Source organism: Corynebacterium anserum, from assembly GCF_014262665.1.
In the GTDB taxonomy this organism is placed as follows: domain Bacteria; phylum Actinomycetota; class Actinomycetes; order Mycobacteriales; family Mycobacteriaceae; genus Corynebacterium; species Corynebacterium anserum.
This window is the reverse complement of record NZ_CP046883.1, coordinates 1,788,512-1,810,435: the sequence shown is the minus strand read 5'-3', so window position 1 is coordinate 1,810,435 and position 21,924 is coordinate 1,788,512. Positions and strand designations below refer to the sequence as shown.

At 56.3% G+C, this 21,924-nt stretch carries 18 protein-coding genes and 1 riboswitch; of the genes, 12 read left to right on the top strand and 6 right to left on the bottom strand.

The annotated features are described in order from the left end of the window. Positions 1–167 precede the first annotated feature (167 nt). On the bottom strand, positions 168–560 hold the full coding sequence (locus tag GP473_RS07555; RefSeq protein WP_185770281.1) for a hypothetical protein: 393 nt from the start codon (positions 558–560) through the stop codon (positions 168–170). Positions 561–905: 345 nt separating this feature from the next. On the opposite strand from GP473_RS07555, the gene GP473_RS07550 reads away from it, so the two are divergent. The 4 genes from GP473_RS07550 to GP473_RS07535 all read left to right on the top strand — a co-directional run bounded on the left by GP473_RS07550 (position 906) and on the right by GP473_RS07535 (position 6,446). Continuing rightward, complete coding sequence (locus GP473_RS07550; protein WP_186276797.1) at positions 906–1,565, top strand: hypothetical protein; 660 nt, start codon at positions 906–908, stop codon at positions 1,563–1,565. After that, a complete protein-coding gene (locus GP473_RS07545; RefSeq protein ID WP_185770279.1) occupies positions 1,562–3,316 on the top strand; it encodes a Y-family DNA polymerase in 1,755 nt (584 codons plus the stop codon). The genes GP473_RS07550 and GP473_RS07545 overlap by 4 nt, the downstream gene beginning before the upstream one ends. A gap of 280 nt (positions 3,317–3,596) precedes the next feature. Next, positions 3,597–5,255: an FAD-dependent oxidoreductase gene (locus tag GP473_RS07540; protein ID WP_185770278.1), complete on the top strand. Its 1,659-nt coding sequence runs from the start codon at positions 3,597–3,599 to the stop codon at positions 5,253–5,255. 36 nt (positions 5,256–5,291) lie between these two features. Then, positions 5,292–6,446: a ferredoxin family protein gene (locus GP473_RS07535; RefSeq protein WP_246394753.1), complete on the top strand. Its 1,155-nt coding sequence runs from the start codon at positions 5,292–5,294 to the stop codon at positions 6,444–6,446. On the opposite strand, the gene GP473_RS07530 is transcribed toward GP473_RS07535, so the two are convergent. The 4 genes from GP473_RS07530 to GP473_RS09575 all read right to left on the bottom strand — a co-directional run bounded on the left by GP473_RS07530 (position 6,443) and on the right by GP473_RS09575 (position 9,551). Then, the gene (locus tag GP473_RS07530) at positions 6,443–7,132 is read right to left on the bottom strand and encodes a methionine ABC transporter permease (protein WP_185770276.1); all 690 of its coding nucleotides are present in this window, start codon (positions 7,130–7,132) and stop codon (positions 6,443–6,445) included. The two genes, GP473_RS07535 and GP473_RS07530, sit on opposite strands and share 4 nt — an antisense overlap. Then, positions 7,129–8,211 (bottom strand): methionine ABC transporter ATP-binding protein, encoded by a 1,083-nt coding sequence (locus GP473_RS07525; protein ID WP_186276796.1) that lies wholly within the window; start codon positions 8,209–8,211, stop codon positions 7,129–7,131. Before GP473_RS07525 ends, GP473_RS07530 begins: the two co-directional genes overlap by 4 nt. Positions 8,212–8,275: 64 nt before the next feature. Beyond that, positions 8,276–9,148 carry a MetQ/NlpA family ABC transporter substrate-binding protein gene (locus tag GP473_RS07520; RefSeq protein WP_185770274.1) on the bottom strand — a complete coding sequence of 291 codons (873 nt, stop codon included), beginning with the start codon at positions 9,146–9,148 and terminating at the stop codon, positions 8,276–8,278. Between the two features lie 268 nt (positions 9,149–9,416). After that, entirely contained in the window at positions 9,417–9,551 is a 135-nt protein-coding gene (locus GP473_RS09575; protein WP_281381108.1) for a hypothetical protein, read from the bottom strand. Positions 9,552–9,580: 29 nt separating this feature from the next. Between GP473_RS09575 and GP473_RS07515 the strand changes: the two genes are divergently transcribed. From GP473_RS07515 to GP473_RS07495, 5 genes are all read left to right on the top strand, one after another. Then, positions 9,581–12,943: an error-prone DNA polymerase gene (locus tag GP473_RS07515; RefSeq protein ID WP_246394752.1), complete on the top strand. Its 3,363-nt coding sequence runs from the start codon at positions 9,581–9,583 to the stop codon at positions 12,941–12,943. Positions 12,944–13,024: 81 nt separating this feature from the next. After that, positions 13,025–14,224 carry a CE1 family esterase gene (locus GP473_RS07510; RefSeq protein ID WP_185770273.1) on the top strand — a complete coding sequence of 400 codons (1,200 nt, stop codon included), beginning with the start codon at positions 13,025–13,027 and terminating at the stop codon, positions 14,222–14,224. A 20-nt stretch (positions 14,225–14,244) separates the two neighbouring features. Continuing rightward, a riboswitch (TPP riboswitch) is annotated at positions 14,245–14,365 on the top strand. Continuing rightward, positions 14,354–14,968, top strand: coding sequence for an ECF transporter S component (locus tag GP473_RS07505; RefSeq protein ID WP_185770272.1), 615 nt, complete (start codon positions 14,354–14,356; stop codon positions 14,966–14,968). (Overlaps the previous riboswitch by 12 nt.) Beyond that, complete coding sequence (locus GP473_RS07500) at positions 14,969–16,516, top strand: ABC transporter ATP-binding protein (protein ID WP_185770271.1); 1,548 nt, start codon at positions 14,969–14,971, stop codon at positions 16,514–16,516. Continuing rightward, positions 16,509–17,276, top strand: coding sequence for an energy-coupling factor transporter transmembrane component T family protein (locus GP473_RS07495; RefSeq protein WP_185770270.1), 768 nt, complete (start codon positions 16,509–16,511; stop codon positions 17,274–17,276). The genes GP473_RS07500 and GP473_RS07495 overlap by 8 nt, the downstream gene beginning before the upstream one ends. A 37-nt stretch (positions 17,277–17,313) precedes the next feature. Here the strand turns inward: GP473_RS07495 and GP473_RS07490 are convergent, their stop codons facing one another. Beyond that, positions 17,314–18,465 carry a DUF4272 domain-containing protein gene (locus GP473_RS07490; RefSeq protein WP_185770269.1) on the bottom strand — a complete coding sequence of 384 codons (1,152 nt, stop codon included), beginning with the start codon at positions 18,463–18,465 and terminating at the stop codon, positions 17,314–17,316. Between the two features lie 88 nt (positions 18,466–18,553). Between GP473_RS07490 and GP473_RS07485 the strand changes: the two genes are divergently transcribed. The 3 genes from GP473_RS07485 (at position 18,554) to GP473_RS07475 (ending at position 21,879) form a co-directional block, all read left to right on the top strand. Continuing rightward, positions 18,554–20,386 carry an alpha/beta hydrolase family protein gene (locus tag GP473_RS07485; RefSeq protein WP_185770268.1) on the top strand — a complete coding sequence of 611 codons (1,833 nt, stop codon included), beginning with the start codon at positions 18,554–18,556 and terminating at the stop codon, positions 20,384–20,386. A gap of 79 nt (positions 20,387–20,465) precedes the next feature. After that, positions 20,466–20,918 carry a tRNA (cytidine(34)-2'-O)-methyltransferase gene (locus GP473_RS07480; protein WP_185770761.1) on the top strand — a complete coding sequence of 151 codons (453 nt, stop codon included), beginning with the start codon at positions 20,466–20,468 and terminating at the stop codon, positions 20,916–20,918. A 109-nt stretch (positions 20,919–21,027) separates the two neighbouring features. Continuing rightward, positions 21,028–21,879 carry a bifunctional methylenetetrahydrofolate dehydrogenase/methenyltetrahydrofolate cyclohydrolase gene (locus GP473_RS07475; RefSeq protein ID WP_185770267.1) on the top strand — a complete coding sequence of 284 codons (852 nt, stop codon included), beginning with the start codon at positions 21,028–21,030 and terminating at the stop codon, positions 21,877–21,879. Positions 21,880–21,924: the final 45 nt, after the last annotated feature.

Sequence of the window (21,924 nt, the reverse complement as noted above, 5' to 3'; positions counted from 1 at the left end):
GCGAGTGATTGCTGTGCTGGGCTGAGCGGATGCTGTGTCAGCGGATGCTGAGCCGAGCTCAATGGACGTTACGCAGGGTCGAAGTTCTCTGCGAAGATAAACGCCGCCCTACGTTGGATGAGTTGTGTACAACCATCGAAATGGGCGGCGTTTTGTTTTATTTTGCTTTATTTTCTCGGTAAATGGGCAGTGCCATCAAGCTGGGGGTGGACGGCCCAGGCGAATGCGGTGGCGATCAGCCAAGCACAAATGGCCAGCGGCCAGTTACTTGGGGCGAGGGGAATGAGCATGAGTGCTAACCACAGGGGGAAGAGAGGCATGACCTGGGAGACGCTGGTTTTGTATTCTCCGCCCCGGGATTCAACCGCGTGGCGTACTTCTTTGCGATAGGGATGGTTGAAGGTGATGAGGAGCGCGATGGCCACACTAAGGACTAGGCCGATGACTTTGAATCCATTGCTGATCGGCATGCCCATGATTCCCACAGCAAGGCCGAGGAAGATGGCCGCGAGGACGCGGATAGGTTTAGGTGCAGTGACGATGGGGACAGGTCTGCTCATGACACACCAGTGTAAAGGTGTGCGTGCGTAAAGGTGTGTGTTCGTTGCGGGTTGACGTGGAATATGAAGCGGCCTAGGCTATATAAAATATAGGCGAACAAATGTTCGAATAATGTGTTTTTGTTGCGCGCGGTGTCTTGCGGATTAATAAAAAGTAAATGTGAGCAAAGTGCAATCAACAAGCCGTAAATAAGCGGGAAGAAGGAGGTCTATGTGGTCGCTTCTGCGCAGAAAAGTATCGATCATACTATCGACTCCTTGCGTGTGAAAATGTCTCAGATAGGCGGCCATGTGCCTCTTTGTGACGGGGCACAACGGACGACTCCTTGCGGCAAGGAGAGTTTCGTGGGTGGACCGTCTGTTGTTAGTGGTCCGCAGTGGCTTTCGGCTACGTTGAGCGCAGGGGGTGTTCCGCGTTCCGCGGTGACGATGGTTGCTGACTGTCCAGCAGCGCACGTGGATATGTTGGCTGCAGTGACAAGAGAAGGTGGATGCGTTGCTGTGGTGGGGTATCCGAGTCTGGCTTTGGCCGCAGTGGAGGCCGCCGGGGGTGATCTGGAGCGGATGGTTGTGGTTCCGGATCCTGAACCTCATGCGCTGGCCGTGGTGGGCACATTGGTAGAGGGACTCGATATGGTTCTGTTTGCTCCGTCTGCCCCTATCGCGCCAGCTTGTGCCCGTCCCGTTGAGGCTCGTTTGCGCAAGAGTAAGTGCGCTTTGCTGGTTACAGGTTATACATGGCCGCGGGCTCGCTTGACTATCGACGTTTCCATGACGGGCGTAGTAGGGCTGGGGTACGGTTTAGGGCGTATTCGGGGTGTGTCGATTGCTGGACGCGTATGGGGTAATGCGCAACCTCCGTGCGCGTTTCATGCTGTGCTAGGTCAGAAAAGCGTGTGTCGCACCGCGGATGACCGGAAGACTTCGCCTGCGATGCCTGGTTCTTTTATGGGGCCTTTTATGGCCGACGCTACTTGTGATCTCCTTCGTGAGGTTGCGCAATGAGCCAGCGTGTGACTGTTCTCTGGTTTCCTGATTGGCCCGTGTATGCCATTGGCCGTTCGAAGGGCTGGGATGTATTGGAGCCAGCTGCGATTATTGTCGAACATAAGATCTTGGCGTGCAATGTGGCTGCACGCCGGGCTGGAGTGAAGCGGGGGATGAAACAGCGCCATGCATTGGCGGCATGCCCGCAGCTATTAGTCTCTGGAGATGATTCTGCACAGCAGGCAATGGTGCATGAGGATGTGCTCACGGCGTTGAGCCATGTGGCCGCGGGGATAGAAACACTGCGTCCGGGGCTGCTCGTTCTTCCGATGACACCGTTGGCTAAATACTATGGCAGCGAAGATATAGCTGTAGAACTGTTGCTGAATGCAGCGGTACGCATGGGGGCAGATTGCTTGGCGGGTACTGCTGATGATGTTGTCACTGCAGTGTGGGCCGCTCGCGCTGGGTACAACGTTGAACCAGGAGGTGGTGCCCGTTTTGTGGCCGAGTTGCCGATCGAAGTCCTCGCTAGTGAATCAGCATTGGGTGCACCATATGAACTGGTGGAGCTTCTGCGACAACTGGGAGTACACACGGTGAAACAATTCGCAGCGTTGCCCCGCGCTAACGTCGCTGCACGCTGCGGAGCTGAGGGGGTGCGTTGGCATCGCGTGGCACGTGGCGAGGTGGAACGAGAGGTGGCACCACATCGCGGCATACCTGCCATTGAAGTCCGTCACGATATGGAAGAGCCAATCATGCAGACGGAAACTGCTGCATTCATCGCGCGTCAGGTGGCTGCACAACTGCACTCAAAGCTCTGTGCTGCAGGGGATGCTTGTCTCCGTCTCTCCGTGCGCGCTTATTTATCGCCTCCTTCAGGATATGAAGGGCCGACCGTCATTGAACGTGTATGGCGCTGCCGTGAGCCGCTGACTGAAAGTGAGACAGCTCAGCGGGTGCGATGGCAACTGGATGGCTGGATTACTCGATTGAGGACCAATGATGCTCAGCGAGGTTATGACGAAGCTGCGGGGCAGGTGGGTGCTGACTGGTGCGGCGCGGACGTAGGTATTGCCGCCATAGAGCTCGTCCCTGTAGAGACCATCCCCGCCGGGCGTGTGGAATGCACCTTGTGGGGAGGGGCGGATGAAGGCATTCGTGCAGCCCGGGCAGCTGCTGGCCGGGCGCAAGCCCTCATTGGCGTAGAGAAAGTTCTACAGCCAGTACACCGTGGAGGTCGCGCAGTTGTGGGGCGTGTGATGACGGTTCCTTATGGCGAGCAGGATCCCATGTGTGTCACTCGTCTACCTACAACTCATTGGGAAGGAGAGCTGTTGCATCCATTGCCGGCGCTGATGGGAACAAGGGGGATTGCCACGGAGAGGGAAAAGAAGGGAAAAGAGTGGAAAGAAGGGGAAAGAATAACGGAAGAGAGATCAACGGTGGCGCAGCTGGGCATTAACGCGGAGAAAACAGCGCAGAATCCCTCTTTTATTCACCCGGCGGCCCGGTTGCTCGTTGTTGATGAGAGCGATGAGCCTGTGTATGTCACGGGTCGGGGGATGTTGAATAAGTGTCCTGCATACGTGCTATGGGGCAATAAACGTCTATGCATAACGGGATGGGCTGGCCCATGGCCAGTGGATGAAGAATGGTGGTCACAAGGGAAAAGATACGCACGGCTGCAGGTGAGTACTGATGAGCCGAGCGCCTATTTGTTGGTGTGTCGCGGATCCATATGGCGGATCGAAGCCACCTATTGACATACCCCTAGGGGTATATTTACTATCTGTCGGGATTCATAAAAGATTCTTTTCGACATTTCGGAGCTTGAGCGCAAGGAGTAGGCGGATGTGCCGACCAGTAACGTGTCCTCGTTGTAAAAAGACCGGGTGGGCTGGCTGCGGCCGGCACGTTGATCAGGTAATGGCTGGGGTGCCGGCGAATCAACAGTGTCAATGCCCAGACCATGGCACAGGCAAAGGAAACGCTCAGGGCGGTGGATTCCTTAGTCGCCTATTCGGATAAGGAGGGGAAATAACAATGGGAGAGACTTCAGCGGATTCTCGCCGTATCGTCATCGTTGGTGGGGTCGCAGGTGGTATGTCCACGGCCACTAGGCTGCGCCGTCGTGATGAAAAAGCAGAGATTGTTGTGCTCGAAAAAAGTGGGTACGTCTCCTTTGCAAACTGTGGGCTGCCGTATTACGTCGGCGGTGTGATTGAAGAACGTGGAAACTTACTGCTCCAAACCCCGGAAGCCTTGTGGCAACGTTTTCGTATCCAGGTGCGCACTAATACCGAAGCGACATCCGTGCGTGCAGAGGAGAAAATTCTGCAGGTACGCGATGTGAGCACGGGGATAAGCGAAGAAGTGCACTATGACGAACTCGTGCTATCCCCGGGAGCGAGTCCACTGCTGCCAGCAATCCCCGGCATAGAACGGGCACTACCGCTGCGTAATGTTGAAGATACTGATGCCATGCGTGCGGCCGTTGAGGAGGCGAAGGCAGGGGACTGCGCGGTCGTAATCGGCGGAGGATTCATTGGAGTTGAAATAGCAGAGAATCTCATTCATGCAGGACTGAAAGTCACAGTGATTGAGCGCAATGCGCACATCTTGGCTCCACTGGATAAAGAGATGGCTGCCCTTGTGCAGCGCCGCCTTGAGGACAATGGTGTGACCCTGCTGACCGGGGAAAGCGTTGCAGAAATTACCGTGGATGCCGTGGTGCTGGAATCAGGAGAAAAAATTCCGGCAAAAATCGTGGTCGCGGCACTAGGAGTACGGCCAGAAACTGATTGGCTCGACGGTAGTGGAGTGGAAGTCAATGGTGCCGGTGCGATTCTTGTGGACGAGATGCTGCGCACCAACGTAGAGCACATTTATGCTCTTGGGGATGCAGCCACGACGCGCGATGCAATAGACGGTAGCGATGCCGTAGTCCCGCTAGCGCAAACTGCAAATCGCCATGGGCGTTTATTGGGAGACATCCTCGTTGGTGACGACGTGGGAACACGCCCAGTGCATGCCACTTCCATTCTTGGAGTGTGTGGCTTGCAAGTGGCCACTACCGGCTGGAATGAGCGCAAGTTACGGGCAGCGGGACGTGATGTGCGGGTGATCGTAACTCATCCCGTTAATCATGCCGGCTATTACCCGGGTGCAGTAGGGCTCACGATGAAACTACTGGTTGATCCGCAGACGGACGCTATTCTGGGCGCGCAGGTTATCGGCGAAGAAGGCGCCGATAAGCGCATAGATGTCATCGCTACAGCTATGCAGTCCGGTGTCCCCGCCAGTGGACTGATGGACCTCGAACTAGCCTATGCTCCGCAATTTGGCTCGGCGAAGGATCCAGTAAATATCTTGGGATATATCGCCGATAACCTAAAGCTAGGGCGGGCGCGGCATGTCACCTGGAATGAACTTGATGAACGCATGCAGTACGGAGAGGCTACCGTCATAGACGTGCGTACCCCAGAGGAGTTCGCGGCAGGGAACATTCCGAGCGCAATCAATATTCCTTTGGACGCGATACGCCAACGCGCAACAGACATTCCGGAAGGGCCTTTGATCGTTCACTGCCAGGTGGGATTGCGAGGACATATTGCGGAAAGATTGCTCGCTGAGCTTGGTCATGACAACGTGGCAAATCTTACAGGTGGCTACCGCACGTGGAAGGATGCCCACTCCATTTAGTTAGGCTTGCCTTTCCTCAGGAGCTTTCGCATTGCTATGCTGGCAAATATGCCAACCAGAAGAAACCCACGCGCCGGGCTGGCACCCGAGCAGCTCGATCCAGATGCACACAACGTTGGATCAGTGTGCTCCACCTTCACAGGGGAACAGCTCGCCGGGACAGCAAAGCCCGGACACATCGTCCTGGCTTTGGAATATCCACGCGGTTGGGGACATGACATTCTTGATGGTGAAGCTCTCGGTAACGAGCTAGCCGGCAAGATAAAAGCCTTCCTCAAAGCACATAACGCCCAGTTGCAATTCATCCGTAAACCCGGACGCGAAGGCCAACACCACGCGGAGAACACGCGCTCGGTTCTCTTCATCAATTGGTCTCAGGGAGTAACAAGCAGCACTCATCCCATCGCCGAACGCATGCTCGTAGACGGTCCGGAATCCATCCTGGAACTAGACCTATCCCAGCCGGGCAACACCCCAGGTGCAGAGCGTGTTGACCATCCACTCTTACTCATCTGTACTCATGGAAAACGTGACCGCTGTTGCGCCGTTCGTGGCCGCCCACTTGCCACGGCGCTCAGCGCCCAGTACGGCGATGAACAAGTATGGGAATCTTCTCATACAAAAGGCCACCGTTTCGCCCCATCAATGCTCCTATTGCCCTCAAACTATTCCTACGGGCGGATCACAATTAGCAGTGCGTCAGAAATGCTGGAAGCTGCACGGCAGGGTGAGCTGTGGCTTCAAGGAAACAGGGGGCGGGGAATCTACGATGCTCCCGGGCAAGTCGCAGAGATCACAGTCGCGCGCCGTTTACAGAGGGAGGCGGGTGAGCCGGTGAAAGAATCTGCGCTCGTCGTTCACTCCACGACGCTGTCCGAGCTGCAAGAACATTACACCGTAAAGACGGGGCCCGCACGGTCTTCACACAGTGGCGTCGGACAGTCTCCCACCGAACTATCGGCTATCGGTAGCGCTACACAGACAACAGCTGACCTGTGCTACCGGCTGGTGAAAGACACCGTGTCCGGCCGAGTTTGGGGAGTGCAGCTACAGCGCCGCACTTCCGTGCCCATCGTCGCTTCCTGTGGTGATGCCCCCAAACCATCAAAGTCCTGGGTGTCTACCACAGTCATTGAACTGGCATTGAAGAGCGAATTGACTTTGAGGAGCAAGAGCGAGAGCCAAGGCTAGCGGCGCATTACCTTGCTTGCGGCCCAGTTACCCAAAAGTTGAGCAAACTGAACAATCACGATGATGACCAAGACGGTGATCCATGTAACTTCGTCGTTGAAAGCGCGGTAACCGTAGACAATGGCAAAGTCTCCCAAACCGCCAGCACCAATGTAACCGGCCATCGCTGACATATCGACAATCGCAATGAACGCGAAGGTGAAACCCAAAATCAACGGGCCTAGCGCCTCCGGAATAATCACAGTAGTGATGATGCGCAGAGGGGACGCGCCCATAGCCTTGGCCGCCTCAACGACGCCAGGGTCGATACTCACCAAGTTCTGCTCCACAATACGAGCGACACCAAAAGTGGCGGCAACCACCATGCCGACTATCGCCGCCTCCGTCCCGATACGCGTGCCAACTAATGCGTCGGAAAGTGGGCCTATGGCAGTGAGAAGGATGATGAATGGAATTGGCCGGAAGAAGTTCACAAGGAAGTTCAACACCCAGTAAATGGGCTTGTTCTGCAATACGCCCCCAGCGCGAGTGGTATACAACAGCATGCCGAGGACCAGCCCCAGAACTCCTGCCAACAGCAGGGTGACGGACACCATGTACAGGGTGTCCCAAATGGCTTTCTCGAAAAAGGTGCCGAGGCGATCCCAGTTCATCTGAGCGAGGACTACCGTATTTGTGTTGCTCATCGGATCTCCTCAATGTCGGTTTTGGAATTGAGAGTCTGGTAAAACTCTTCGATTGCGTTTTCTGCTTCTGGGTTGGTGGCCGTCATCCGTAGTGTCAGCCGTCCGAAGCTATGCTCCTGCAGCGTGGTGATCCCACCATGCACGATATTTACGCTGACCCCTGCTGCTGTCGCGCGCGAGACCGCATCGAAGAACCCGACGCCTTCAGCCATAGTGATGGTGAACAAGCGGCCGTTTCCAGCCTGCAAAGCCTGCGCCTCGACCATGTCCGGGGTGTTGCGCAGAGATGTAGCAACGAAGTTTGCAGCAACGTCGGTCTTGGGGGAAGAGAACACCTCATAAACCGATCCTTGTTCCACAACTTCTCCACCTTGCATCACCACAACACGGTCAGCGATACTGCGGACAACCTCCATCTCGTGAGTAATGACCACAATGGTGATGCCGAATTCACGGTTGACCTTCCGCAACAACTCCAACACATCGCGGGTCGTTGATGGGTCCAGAGCCGAGGTTGCCTCGTCCGCAAGCAGCAAACGCGGATTGGTGGCCAGTGCCCGGGCAATACCCACACGCTGTTTTTGGCCACCGGACAATTGTTCCGGATAGGACTTACCTTTGTCGTCGAGACCGACGAACTCGAGAAGTTCCTGAACGCGAGCCTTACGTTCGGACTTGCTCATCCCCTGAAGCTTGAGCGGATAGGCGATGTTGCCTTCTACTGTCCGAGAGTTAAAGAGGTTGAATTGCTGGAAGATCATCCCGATGTTTCCGCGCAGAGTGCGCATGTGGGCTTCTTTTAGTGGGACGATGTCTTCACCATCGAGCAAGATTTGTCCGCTGGTAGGACGGTCGAGTCCGTTGATTTGTCGTACCAATGTGGATTTTCCAGCTCCTGAATAGCCGATGATACCCATAATGGAGCCGGATGGGATAGTGATGTTGACGTCTTTGAGTGCCGTAATTTCCTTGCGCTTCTGTTTGAAGATCTTTGTGACGTTACGGAACTCCACCTGGGTGCCAGCACGCTGCGGTGCACGGTTAGGAGTGCTTGTCAGTGCAGTGGCTTGTTGAGCCATCGGGAACCTCGATTGTTGAAAAGGGATGAGAGTGCGGGCGGTGAAAAAGAAGGAGGGGAATTATTTACTTGGATTCTTTGATCCGAGCTTCGACATTGTCGAGAATCTTCTCCAGCTCTGGGCCGTTCTTCTTTACCTCAACAGAGGTGCCCTTTGATTGTTCGCGGAGGGCATCCTGAACTTTCTGGGAGTGCCATACGTCGACGAGCTTCTTCAGATCTGGATCGTCTTTGCGGTCGGCTTTGGTGACGAAAGCGTTGATGAAAGGCTCTGCGCTCGGGGACTGTGGATCGTCCTGGGCGATCGCTGACGTGGGGTCGATATTGCCACGGTCGAGGAAGGAATTGTTGATGACTGCTGGTTTGCCATCCTGGTAGGCGGTGACTGTCTGTGCGGCGTCAACCGGGGTTACCTTGATCTTGGATTTTGCTTCATCGACGTCCGCTGGGGTTGGGGAGAGGATGGAGTCATCTTTCAAAACGACGAGGTGGTTTTCTGCCAGCATGTGCAGAGCGCGTCCCTGGTTCGTTGGGTCGTTAGGGATTGCAACCTCCTTGGCGTCCTCTACGTCCTTGATGTTGTCGTGATCCTTGTAGAACAGGGCCAGTGGGATGATTTCAGTAGCGCCGATTGGAGTGAGGTCAGTGCCAGAGTTGACATTGAAGTCGGCGAGGAACATGAGGTGTTGGAAATTATTGACGTCGATTTCACCTTCCTCGAGGGCACGGTTAGGAAGGGAGTAGTCGCCGAATGGCACGAGTTCAACGTTGAGACCTTCTGCCTTAGCTTCCTCGGTGAAAACTTGCCATTGTTTCTGGCCTTGGTCAGTGGTTCCTACTTTGATGACATCGCTGTCATCGCCTCCGCCGCAGGCGGTGAGGGAGAAGGCTGTGGCCAGAGCAACGATGGAGGCTGCTGCTTTTTTGTGAAGGGACACTGGTTGTCCTCCGCTTTCTTGATCGGGGTTCCTCTTGGGTCGATATTGTCGGCCAATTTAGCACCATTCGTAAAAAATGAACAACTTAGTCTATTTTGCGGTTGTTTCTGCAGGGACATGGGAGTTTGTTATCGGTGCGTTGGGATGCGCGTCAGGATATTTATTGGGTTGTGTTCCCTGCATGCTCCGGTGACATGTTGGTCAGTAAACAGGCCGTTGTCATGCAGACCGGATAGTGAGTCGTTGACGTGAGCTGGCAAGCACACTGCTAATGCGGGCTGGTCAATGCGGTGATGACGTGCTGGTTAGCGAACAAGAGGTGCTGGTTAGCGAACAAGAGGTGCTGGTTAGCGAACGGGCTGTTGGTGCGATAAGCGCCGCCAACTTCTTCTTGATAGAACATCTGTTCTAATTAGTCTAGGCTATGACATTGTGAACATCCGTAATCTCAATTCTGGAGATCGACTTGGCAAGGGGCGCAGCTTCTCTATTGGCTCGCCGCTGAGTTGGTCGCGGCTGGAGCGTATCCTTTCCGGTAAATCGGATGGTTCCCTACATGCTCTTGGGGTGGGTGATAGGAACCGCGATTACCCTTTAGGTGAGGTTATCCCTCGCTCTCTGCATCGCCCCCTACGATCCTCGATTATCCCTTTCGCGGAGCTGCATGGCTGTTCTGCCTACAATTTTTTGCATGGGGCTAGTGAACCTGAGGATATGGTGAATAAAGCTGTTGAACTGGGGATTAGTTTTCTTTGCTGTGTGGATCGCGATGGGTTTTATGGTGCTGCACGTTATGCTGAGGCGGCTGCGAAGGCGGGTTTAGGTACGGTATTTGGTGCTGAACTCTCTATTGACGGAAGAGAAGAGCCGCCATTGACTGTGTTGTGTAGGGGGCAGGAGGGATACAGGGCATTATCGGCAGTGATCTGTGACGCGCAGATGAAAGATCCTGACAAAGATACGGTGATATATCCGGATTTAGAGCAGCTGGCAGCATCTGCGCAAGGGGAGGGTGGTGTGCTGCCTTGGATCGTTTTGATTGGGGAGGAGATGCTGGGGAGAGAAGAGGAAATAGTACATGTGTTCGGCAGTGCTAACTGCGTGGTTGAGTTACAGCAGACCATGAAACCAGCTGACGCTGACATCAACGCTATGCTTCACGCTATCGCCCAGCGGTACGGCTTGCGGGAGATTGTCAGTGCCCGAGCCACCTGTGCGTCACCTCATCAGGCTCGACTGGCTGGGGTGAAACGTGCTTTACACGCTCGGCGTGACCTGGCGACACATGAGCCACTGACACACCCGGTTGGCGGATCGTGGTTACGCAGTGGCGAAGAGATGATGCGCCTGGCTGGTGACTGCTCCTGGTTGCAAGACGCGGTAGCTCACACCATGGAGATAGCGCTGGAATGCGCGTTCACGCTCAACCTCATCGCTCCGAATCTGCCCCACTTCCCGGTACCGGAAGATCACACGGAGATGACGTGGCTGCGGGAGCTGACACAACGCGGAGCCACTCAACGCTACGGCCCGCGCGTAAACGGTCAATCAGCAACGATGAAGGCATGGGAAACAATCGATCATGAGCTGGACATTATCGAGTCGCTGGGCTTTCCAGGCTATTTTTTGATCGTTCACGACATTGTGAGTTTCTGCCACAGGAACAATATCCTCTGCCAGGGGCGCGGTTCAGCAGCAAATTCAGCAGTGTGCTTTGCGCTGGGTATAACCAACGTGGATGCGGTTGCGGCTGAGTTGTTGTTTGAGCGTTTCTTATCTCCGGAGCGGGACGGGCCGCCGGACATCGATCTGGATATTGAGTCTGGCCGCCGTGAGGAAGTGATTCAGTACGTTTACCGCCGCTATGGGCGTGATAACGCCGCTCAAGTAGCCAACGTGATTACCTACCGCCGTAAAGGAGCGTTGCGCGACGCCGCTCGTGCTTTGGGCTACGCTCCCGGGCAGGTAGACGCATGGACTCGCGGTACACAAGAGCCTCCAGCGATCGTGGAGCGCGTGGCTCGACAACTCCGGGGGCAGCCCCGACACCTCGGTATTCATTCAGGCGGCATGGTGATTTGCGACCGGCCAATTGCCGAAGTGGTGCCGACTGAGTGGGCTCGCATGAACAACCGCAGCGTAGTGCAGTGGGACAAAGATGACTGCGCCACCGTGGGATTGGTGAAGTTTGATCTGTTGGGTCTGGGCATGCTTGAGGCCATCCATCATGCTATTGACCAAGTTCGCGTGCATCGCGGACGTGAGGTGGAATTGTGGCGTCTGGAACCGACGGAGAAAGAAGTCTACGAGATGCTCTGTCGTGGAGATGCGGTAGGAGTGTTCCAGGTGGAGTCCCGCGCACAGATGAACACTCTGCCCCGCCTGCGCCCACGAGTATTTTTTGATCTAGTTGTGCAGGTTGCGCTCATCCGTCCAGGGCCGATCCAAGGCGGTTCAGTGCACCCCTATATCCGGCGCCGCAATGGTCTGGAACCAGTGACCTTTGACCATCCATGTTTGGAAGCCGCTCTAGCTAAGACCCTAGGCATCCCTCTGTTTCAGGAACAGCTCATGCAGGTGGTGGTGGATGCTGCTGGTTTTAGTTCGGCAGAGGCCGACACTCTGCGTCGGGCGATGGGAGCTAAGCGCTCTCCACAGCGTATGGACGCTCTCCGCACTCGTTTCTACCAAGGCTTAGCCGAAACTAACGGCATTACAGGTGAGGTTGCTGAGCGACTGTGGGAGAAGATCACCGCTTTTGCCGCCTATGGCTTTCCTGAGTCGCACGCCCAGTCGTTCGCTTCCTTGGTGTATTACTCGGCATGGTTTAAATACCACTATCCGGCAGAGTTTTGCGTGGCGTTATTGAGAGCTCAACCCATGGGCTTCTACTCACCGCAATCCCTCATTGCTGACGCCAGGCGCCACGGGGTACAAATTCTCCCCGTTCATATCAACGAGTCCGGTGTGCAACCAGATACCGTCGTCCCTCACGGAACACAAGGGGAGGCACGGGGTGTACACGGACTCGGACGCGGAAGTGGTGAACCCATAGGAGCGATCCGTCTGGGACTGACAGCAGTCAAGGGCATCACTAAAGAAACTGCCGAACGGATTGTGGACGTGCGCACACGCCGGGGCGGGTACCGGAGTATAAGCGATCTATCCCGTGAAGCGGGCCTGAGTGTAGCGCAAGTAGAACAGCTCGCACGAGCCGGTGCGCTGGAACCATTGGGGATGTCTCGCCGCCAAGCGGTGTGGGCAGCGGGCATTGCCGCTACAGAACGGCCGGGAATGCTCCCCGGAACCTCACAGCTAGACGCGCCCGCCCTTCCTGGTATGAGCATGTTTGAGCTTGCTGCGGCAGATATGGCAACGACAGGGATCACCCCACATGAGCACCCAGTGGCTTTATTACGTTCCTACCTAGACGTTTGGCATGAGAGGAAGGGCGGGGGTCCGGCAGTGGTGGCGTCGGAACAACTTCTTCACATCCCGGACGGGACGAGGGTGAGAGTGGCCGGAGTAGTAACCCACAGACAGCGCCCGTTAACAGCCGGAGGTGTGGTGTTCCTCGGTATGGAAGACGAGACTGGGCTGGCGAACATCATGATCAGTCGAGGTCTGTGGGCGCGCCACAAAGTAGTGGCTTTGAGCAGTCGTCTGGTGGTGATCCGCGGCATTGTGCACAACGCGGAGGGAGCGGCGAGCGTGAGTGCAGACCTCATCGAACCAGTTGAGCCAGAGCTAGAATGGGCCCGCCAGCTGGAAGTGCGCGCACGTGACTTCAGATAGTCGCACTAACCGAGCAGAGGCATGGCCTATGACCAGCGTGGAGCTTTGACACTGCTGTGCAAGGTAAGGAAAATCGGACGCGTGAATTGTCAGTCCTCCGCCAAATACTATCGCCGTCGGCGCATCGCTGCCGGGGGAGTGGCGGCAATCGTTATAGCCGGTGCTGCAGGATGCGGTGTAGGGCTTCAAAAGCTCACGGGATGGACAGCGCAGGAATGGCAACCGCACGCCTCAACCACGGAATCCGCTGGGCCCAGCACCCCGGCGCAGGCAGTGCCACGCCTGAAAAAGGAACACGCGCCAAAGATCGCACCAGTAGTGCGTGACTCGCACAATGCCGCCCCCCTGAATGATGCTCCGAAGCCAGGAAAGCAGGGTACTGTAACCTTCGAATCGGCAGGAGCTACCCGCTCCGCGATCATCCATGTGCCACAATCTGCGGCGCAGGGTCGCCCCATGCCATTGATCCTGGCTTTTCATGGCTACGGCGAGGGGCCGAAGACGATGGCAAAATACGCAGGGCTTAACGGGGCATGGGGAGACACTGGCACGCAGGAAGCGCTCGTTGTGTATCCAGCCGGGTTGAACAAGGCATGGGAAGGAGCGCCGTACTCCACCTCCAAGCCGGGCCAGGATGTGCGTTTCATCCGCGAGCTCCTCGACGCGCTCAGTGCAACCTATGCAATCGATGGCAATCGCGTGTATTCCGTCGGAATGTCTAACGGTGGCGGCTTTGCTGTGATGCTGGCGTGTGAAATGCCAGAACAATTCGCTGCGATCGCGAGCGTCTCCGGTGCCTACTATCCGGACACGTGGGCGAGCTGTGCCACGGCGCAATCTAATGCCAAAGACCCCTCTTCCATCCGTTTCGTACCGGGAACACCCATCCCATTCCTGGAGATACATGGACGGCGGGATGAAACCATCAAATACAACGGTGGGCGGCGTCACGATACAGCCTACGTATCTGCCATGAGACTCAGTAGCTTGTTCGCTGGGCGTTCGGGGTGCTTCGGAGCCCCGCACTCCGTTGCCGTGACTGACAAAATCACTCGCGTGGCATGGAGCGATTGTCAGGCGGGTGCAGAGGTTATGCATCTGGGCATTGACGATGGGGGTCACACGTGGATGGGAGACGACCGCGGTCTCGCTGGTACCGGCGAGGCACAAGCGGGCAGCAAAAGCTTAACGACACGCAAGAGTGAGCGCACTACCCGCGTGATTACGGCCACGGAGGAAGTTTTAGCTTTCTTTGAACGTCATCGTCGTGTGGTAGGTTAGCTTTCGCACAATTAAATACATCGCATTTTCACGGGAGTCCACGGCATGTGTGGGCTGAGAGGGTAGACCGCAAATGCAGGTCCCGACCGTCAGAACCTGATCCGGCTCATACCGGCGAGAGGGAGAGTTATGAACCAATTTTCTGCAACCGTCACGAAACGCAGTATGACGTGGCGGGTAGTTGACATCGTTATCGCAGCTGTTCTGGGAGTAGCTTGCGGTCTTATTTTCTGGGTGTGGAACAGCATCGGCGGCACTGGAACCACTGTGTTCGACGCCATCACCCCTGGACTCGGAGGCCTGTTCCTTGGCATATGGCTCATCGGAGGGCTCATTGGCGGGTTGATCATCCGCAAACCCGGAGCGGCATTGTTCGTGGAGCTACTCGCCGCGAGCGTGTCGGCGGGTATCGGAAACCAGTGGGGGATCGAAACCCTGTACTCGGGCTTAGCCCAGGGTATTGGAGCGGAGCTCGTATTCCTTATTTTCGCCTACAAGCGTTATCAGCTTTCGGTGGCCATGCTCTCCGGTATGAGTGCCGCCGCATGTGAGTGGGTCATGGAGCTGTTTGTCACCGGAAATCTGGCAAAGTCTGTTTCCTACAACCTCGTGTACCTGATCTGTATGCTCATCTCTGGCGCCATTGTGGCCGGAGTGCTGAGTTTTTATGTGGTGAAGGGACTGGCCGCCACTGGCGCGTTGGATCGCTTCGCTGTGGGGCGCGAGCGCCAGGCATTGGTGTAAATGGCTGGGCGGATCACAGCCCGCGGATTTGGTTGGCGCCACAGCGGGCGCAAAGACCCTGTCTTTTCTGGCCTTGATCTTGATATTGAGCCGGGAGAGCGAGTGCTGTTACTCGGAGCTTCCGGGTCGGGTAAATCCACTCTTCTGGCGGGCATCGCCGGTGTGCTGGGAGATGAAGAGGATGGCATTCGCGTGGGCACCATAACGGTGGATACGCGGGTGGGAATGGTGCTGCAGGATCCTGACTCTCAGGTCATCGCCCACACCGTCGGCGATGACGTGGTATTTGGTTGCGAGAATTTCTGCGTGCCGCGTGAACAGATGTGGGAACGGGCGCGCCGGGCGATCGAGGTGGTAGGGCTTAATCTCCCCTTCGAGCATCCGACCCGTGCCCTGTCCGGGGGTCAGAAGCAACGCCTCGCTTTGGCAGGCGTGTTGGCGATGGAACCCGGCGTTATTGTCCTCGACGAGCCCACAGCCAACCTCGATCCACACGGGGTTATTGAGGTTCGCGACGCCGTATTGCGTGCCGTTGAAGCGACGGGGGCGACGCTCGTTGTGGTGGAACATCGCACCGAGATATGGCTGGATCACGTGGATCGGGTTCTGCTCATGGGAACCGACGACACGGGGCGAAGTGGGAGGATCCTGGCAGATGGCGCCCCATCTGAGATACTCAGTGCGCATGCTGATCAGTTGGTTGCCGCAGGTGTGTGGGTACCTACTGTGCCGCTTAGTCTTCCGTCGCTGTCCTCATCTTCGGAATCGTCATTGCCTTCGTATGCGGATCTTTCGTCGTTCCCGCGTCCGGCTGGTTCCGTGTCCGCCCGGGCGGGTGTGAGTTTCACTGACTCGATGCTTTCCTATCCCCCTTCCCATCCGACGTCACCGCACCTCATCGAAGCTCATGACCTTTCTGTCGGGTGGTCAAAGAACCAGCCGATACAACAGAGCCTTGATATATCTCTCAGTGCTGGTTCTACGGTGCTCACAGGCCGGAATGGGACGGGCAAATCCACCCTGGCTTTGACACTGGGCGGACTACTCCCTGCACTAGCCGGTGAGGTGGACGCCTCGGGTTTAAGCGGAAGAACAGTGAAGAAAAACCCGTATTCCTGGCGATCAACAACGCTCATTCGCCATATAGGCTACGTGTTCCAGGATCCAGAGCATCAGTTTGCGGCGCGCACTGTGCGTGACGAGCTACTGATCGGGCCGAAAGCCACGGGAATGGATGCCGAGAAAGCGGAGCGTTACGCAGAGCATGTGCTGGACAAGCTAGGGTTGGCGAGGCTGGCGCGGGCCAATCCCTACACGCTTTCCGGCGGGGAAAAGAGACGACTGTCAGTTGCCAGTATGTTGACCACCCGCCCTGGGTTACTCATCTTAGATGAGCCCACCTTTGGTCAGGACAGAGTGACGTTCAGCACGCTTGTGCAACTCTTGCAGGGGTTGGTTGAAGAGGGGGTATCGTTGTTGTCCATTTCGCACGACGACACCTACGTCCAACTCATGGGTCAGCATAGATGGGAATTGAGCCATGCCTAATGTGTTGGAACGCATAGACCCGACTACCCGTATCCTCGCATTGGTATTTCTCACCACCCCATTGTTGCTGAGCATAGATTTAGTCAGCGCGAGTGTGGCATTGGCATGCACTGTGTTACTTGCGCCGCTCTGCGGGGTAGGGCCGGTGCGTCTTTTTCGCCGTGCGTGGCCGTTGCTTATTCTCGCTCCCCTCACGGGGTTAGGAATGCTGCTGTATGGCCGCGCCGGAGGAGAAACTTATGCCAGCGTGTGGTTAATAAAGATCACTGAGAACTCGGTGAGTTTGGCACTTGCCGTGACCGTCCGAGTTGTGGCCGTGGGGCTTCCTGCAGTGGTATTGACCGCGGATGTGGATCCCACGCGTTTGGGTGACGGTTTATCGCAGTTGTGGAAATTGCCTTCGCGTTTTGTGATTGGTGCGGTGGCGGGCGTGCGTTTGGTGACCTTATTCCGGCAAGACTGGGGTGCTTTGAACCGTGCACAGCGAGCCCGGGGCATCGCTGACGGTTCGCGTCTGAAACGTATGCCGTCGCTTATTTTCGGGCTTTTAGTTCTCGCCCTCCGCCGAGGGGCGAAACTCGCAACGGCGATGGAAGCTCGCGGTTTTGGTGCCTCTGAGGAACGCACGTGGGGGCGGGAAGCTCGTTTCGGAAGCTGGGATGTTGCGGTGTTGTTCGTGTGTTTGGCGGTGGCAGCGACGGCTCTGAGCCTGGCCGTGTGGACGGGAGAGTTCCGACTATTAGGGGTGACAGGAACCTAGTTATGGTTTGGGCGGACATCCTACCGGGGATACAACCTTAGGTGGATAGGTCTGTGTCCTCATACGGCACATTGGGATTGAGCAGCCACGACAATGCGCGGTGCCGCTCCAGCAGAATGGAACCCTGAACAGGCTCCAGGTGGAAACTATGTGGTTGTACTATCTTGCCAAGCTCTGCGTAGTCGGATGTGTTGGCCTTGAGGGCTTGGTCTACGGCAAACCAACGCATGGAAAAGGTGTACTCCCATGCGTCGCAGATATCTTCCAATGAGTGAGGAGAGAGCTCTTGTGGAGAAGAAACTGCGTCGAGGGTTGCGCGTAGCGCACTCGGGTCGGGAGCAATCAGCTCGAAGGGATCGGAGTCCGTGACACCAACAACCCACGCGAGCATGTCGCCAGTGACAAAACCCCAGCGCAGTTGAACAGCCTGTTCGTGAAGCTCGGCGGGGTAATCCGTGGAATGGAAAGAGTTGAAGCGGTCGACAGCATCCAAAAACGAGGTTTCCTCCTGGGTGAAGGAACTCTCGGAACTGCGCATACTGGCCACATCCACCGTCTCACCCTCCGCCACGCTCATCGCTACAGCGGCCACAGCTACAAGCGCCTTCGCCCGGTTGAGTACCTCCTCCGGCCGGCGGAGCACTATTTCCGGTTCGGATAGCACTGGCGGCAATATGGGGCTGATGCGCACACCTTCTTCCCACAGGCGGCCGCGAATACGATCACGCCGGGCCTGTGCCTGAACGGTGGTCGGCGCCATGATCGGGTGCTCACCTTGGGCATTGGCCGGATCTAGTAAATCCCTGCCTTCATTGTCGCGGACAGTACCGTCGGGCATAAAGAAGACGGCGTTAGCAGCTTTTCCCCATTGCGAAAACTGCGACCAATCGACGTTGTTGTCACATTCGAAAACGTAATGGCGACGAACACGAAGGATGTGGTGGAATACGGAATGAATAGATGAGTTGTATTCCCCTGCGCGCTCCAGACCTTGTTGGCGCGCATAGTTCGCAAAGCCGTTGAGGTGTTCCTGCAGGTCGCGAGCTTCGCTACCTGCAGGCTGAGGTAGAAGAAACGGACCGGTGGAGGAATCTTCTACGAGGCTACGAGAATAGGTAGGGTCACCGCTCCGTCCGGTCCATGGGACGTTATCGCGGATAGTCGAGTAGGCATTCACGAAGTAAGGCATAGGAAAACAATAGGGCGTAGGTGGTTTTTCCGCTGGAAAACACACGTGGGGGTAGACATAAAGAGAAGTCAGTAAAATTATTCGAGTTATGCGCCATACGTCCGTTCCCTCCCTTGCTCCCAATGGCACCGCCATTGCGTACATTGTGCGCGATGGCGGTTATCCGTTTGCTGTTCAAGCCCAGCTGACCGACGAAGGGTTGGGTGAGGAACGCCGGGTGCGTTTACCGGTTGAAGGGCCAGTGACCCGGGTACTGCATTCTCCGGACGCACGGTGGATAGCGTGCGAGGTCTCCCCGAAGGGCACGGAACGCACGCAAACGTTCATTGTTTCCACAGATCCGGCCGATAAGGATGTCCAGGAACTGCGTAATTCCTGGGATGCGCGGAACACTCTCGTGGAGTGGGATGGTCACCATTTGGCCATGGATGCGGTGGCCTCTGACGGGGTTACTGAGGCTCGTCTGGTCGACCCGAACACCTCGCGTTATCGAGTGATGGACCGACGCAGTGATTCTCTCCTCGTCGCCGCTGAAGCTGGATACTGCCTTATGCGGGTAGGGCCGCGGGGTAACCGTGAACTGCTGCTTGTTACCCCCGAGGGACGCTGGATGCCATTACTACCTCCGGAGCCTGGTGCCACCACTGAGGCAGGCCGGATACTTCCAATAAACGATCGCACCCTGGTCATCCTTCTTGACACTGACCACGGTTCAGACCGGCGTCGGATTATTCGGTTGGTGGTGGAACTAGATGAACGCGGCGGCCGGCCGGTTCGAACTGAAAAGGAAGAACTCATTGCCAACGCGGATGCGGACATGGATGAGTTTGTCATCAGCGAAGATCTATCCACCGCAGCGGTGCTATGGAATGTGGGAGGCTTGTCCCATCTTGAACTGTTGAGCCTCGGCGAGGGTCAAAAAGTTACGGTTCGACGCACCGTCGACGTGCTCGGCAAAGTGGCAGCGAATTTGAGCATCACCGATGACGGTTCTTTGCTCGCACTGACGGTGGAGGGGCCGAACCTACCCCCGACTGTCGAGATACTGCGCATTGAAGCGGGAAGGGTAGAACCGTTGAATGCTGAACGCACAGAACGCCTAGACGCCCGCACCCGCCAAGGTGAAAGCCCCGAATTGGTGTACTACGCCGCTCGCGACGAATTGGAGCTCTCCGGTTGGCTATATGTTCCGGAAACCCCAGCTCCGAACAGGCCGGTATATATCCACCTGCATGGTGGTCCTGAAGGGCAGTCGCGTCCGGTCAACCATGATGTCTTGGATGAGCTGGTAGCTGCAGGTATCACGGTATTCACGCCGAATATTCGGGGCTCGCGCGGTAATGGTCGCAGTTTTCTCCATGCCGATGATCGCTACGGGCGCTTCGCCGCCGTTGACGATGTGGCAGATACCGTGGAGTTTCTGATCGATGCCAAATTGGCTCACCCCGACTACATCGTGCTTGGTGGTCGTTCCTATGGTGGGTATCTCTCGGTGCTCGCTGCTGCACGCTATCCGGAGATTTTCGCCGGAGTGGTGGATGCCTGTGGCATGACCAGTTTTGAAACCTACTATGAATCAACAGAACCGTGGTTGGCCTCGGCGGCGTCGCCAAAATACGGCTATCCTATGCACGATGCCGAGCTGCTCATGGAGATTTCCCCGCTGTATAAGGCGGAAGAGATCAGCGCACCGGTGTTGTTTATCCATGGGGCGAATGATACGAACGTGCCAATCGATGAATCGCGTCAGCTCTACGACGCGCTGGTGCAGGCAGGCAGGGCGCCGCAATTCTTGACAGTTCCGGGTGAAGGACACAAATTTGTTCGCCCCGAGTCCCGCCGCCTCATCACGCAGAGCATGCTCGAGTTTTTCATTGAATTAGGCGCGATCGAGCGCTCTGTCCTCAACCGCACCCGCTAGCCTTGACAGCGTGACTGATGAACTGACGAACGCACAGGGTAAGAAGAAAATCGAGGATACGACGGAACGTCTGCACGTGATGTTCGATCGGCCGGTGATTCCGCCCAACACCGGAAATGCGATCCGTTTGTGTGCAGGCAACGGGGCTGCTTTACACCTGGCCGGGCCGCTCATTTTTGACTTCAGCGAGAAGCATTTGCGGCGCGCTGGGCTTGATTATCACGAGCTCGCGGATGTCTATGTTCATGACAACTTTGATGCTGCGATGGAATCTATGCCGGATGCCCGTGTATTTGCGTTCACCGCGCAAGCAGATACCTGGTACACGGATATTTATTACCAACCGGGCGATGTCCTGCTTTTTGGGCCAGAACCAACCGGTCTGGAGCCGGCAATTCTCGGACACCCTCGAATTACTCAGCGTGTGCGCATCCCCATGCTGCCGGGACGGCGAAGCATGAACATCACCAATGCAGCCGCTGTGGCCTCTTACGAGGCATGGCGTCAACTGGGTTTCCCTGGAGGCCAGTAGGAAAGAGCAACCGCAGATGTGAGCCAGAAAGTGCGGCGTATAGAACCGGGCACCAGTGATGTCGGTGCATTGTTACTGGTGCGTTAGTGCCCGTGGAATAATGGTGGCCATGGCTGCAATTACGTTGGATGGAAATCTTTACCGCGACGAGATCTTTGCCGATCTCACACAGCGAGTCGCCGCACTGCGCGACAAAGGCATCGTGCCAGGACTTGCCACAGTATTAGTCGGAGATGACCCGGCTAGCCACTCTTATGTACGCATGAAGCACCGCGATTGTGAGCAGGTAGGCATCAACTCCATGCGCAAAGATCTTCCAGCGGATGTCACCCAAGAGGAACTCAACGCCGTCATTGATGAGCTCAACGAGGATCCAGCTTGTACGGGCTACATTGTGCAGCTCCCCCTTCCCAAGCATTTGGATGAGAATGCTGTCCTCGAGCGCATCGACCCCGCCAAGGATGCGGACGGTCTTCACCCTGTTAACTTAGGAAAGCTCGTGCTCAATGAGCCTGCTCCGTTGCCGTGTACACCCAATGGCGCCATTTCCTTACTACGCCGCTTCAACATCGAGCTCAATGGTGCGAAGGTTGTGGTCATTGGACGCGGTGTGACGGTTGGCCGGCCGATTGGTTTAATGCTGACTCGCCGTTCGGAGAATTCCACCGTGACTCTCTGCCACACAGGCACCAAGGATCTGGCCGTAGAGACTCGAGTGGCAGACGTCATCATCGCAGCTGCAGGTGTTCCTCATATGCTCACGGCTGACATGATTAAGCCGGGTGCCGCGATCCTGGATGTGGGGGTCTCGCGCAAGGACGGCAAGCTCATGGGTGACGTTCACCCCGACGTGTGGGACGTGGCAGGTGCTGTGTCACCTAATCCAGGCGGTGTGGGCCCATTGACGCGAGCGTTCCTTGTACGCAATGTTGTGGAACGGGCTGAATTATTGAATCAGTAGTCATTACTGGGTAGATGACACCGAGAGGCATAGAGCTGAGCGCAT

Bases quoted from the DNA above. Each gene is read 5' to 3' on its own strand.
- GP473_RS07555 (WP_185770281.1), bottom strand. From the start codon at position 560: ATGAGCAGACCTGTCCCCATCGTCACTGCACCTAAACCTATCCGCGTC.
- GP473_RS07545 (WP_185770279.1), top strand. From the start codon at position 1,562: ATGAGCCAGCGTGTGACTGTTCTCTGGTTTCCTGATTGGCCCGTGTAT.
- GP473_RS07540 (WP_185770278.1), top strand. From the start codon at position 3,597: ATGGGAGAGACTTCAGCGGATTCTCGCCGTATCGTCATCGTTGGTGGG.
- GP473_RS07535 (WP_246394753.1), top strand. From the start codon at position 5,292: ATGCTGGCAAATATGCCAACCAGAAGAAACCCACGCGCCGGGCTGGCA.
- GP473_RS07530 (WP_185770276.1), bottom strand. From the start codon at position 7,132: ATGAGCAACACAAATACGGTAGTCCTCGCTCAGATGAACTGGGATCGC.
- GP473_RS07525 (WP_186276796.1), bottom strand. From the start codon at position 8,211: ATGGCTCAACAAGCCACTGCACTGACAAGCACTCCTAACCGTGCACCG.
- GP473_RS09575 (WP_281381108.1), bottom strand. From the start codon at position 9,551: ATGTTCTATCAAGAAGAAGTTGGCGGCGCTTATCGCACCAACAGCCCG.
- GP473_RS07505 (WP_185770272.1), top strand. From the start codon at position 14,354: ATGAACCAATTTTCTGCAACCGTCACGAAACGCAGTATGACGTGGCGG.
- GP473_RS07500 (WP_185770271.1), top strand. From the start codon at position 14,969: ATGGCTGGGCGGATCACAGCCCGCGGATTTGGTTGGCGCCACAGCGGG.
- GP473_RS07495 (WP_185770270.1), top strand. From the start codon at position 16,509: ATGCCTAATGTGTTGGAACGCATAGACCCGACTACCCGTATCCTCGCA.
- GP473_RS07490 (WP_185770269.1), bottom strand. From the start codon at position 18,465: ATGCCTTACTTCGTGAATGCCTACTCGACTATCCGCGATAACGTCCCA.
- GP473_RS07485 (WP_185770268.1), top strand. From the start codon at position 18,554: ATGCGCCATACGTCCGTTCCCTCCCTTGCTCCCAATGGCACCGCCATT.
- GP473_RS07480 (WP_185770761.1), top strand. From the start codon at position 20,466: ATGTTCGATCGGCCGGTGATTCCGCCCAACACCGGAAATGCGATCCGT.
- GP473_RS07475 (WP_185770267.1), top strand. From the start codon at position 21,028: ATGGCTGCAATTACGTTGGATGGAAATCTTTACCGCGACGAGATCTTT.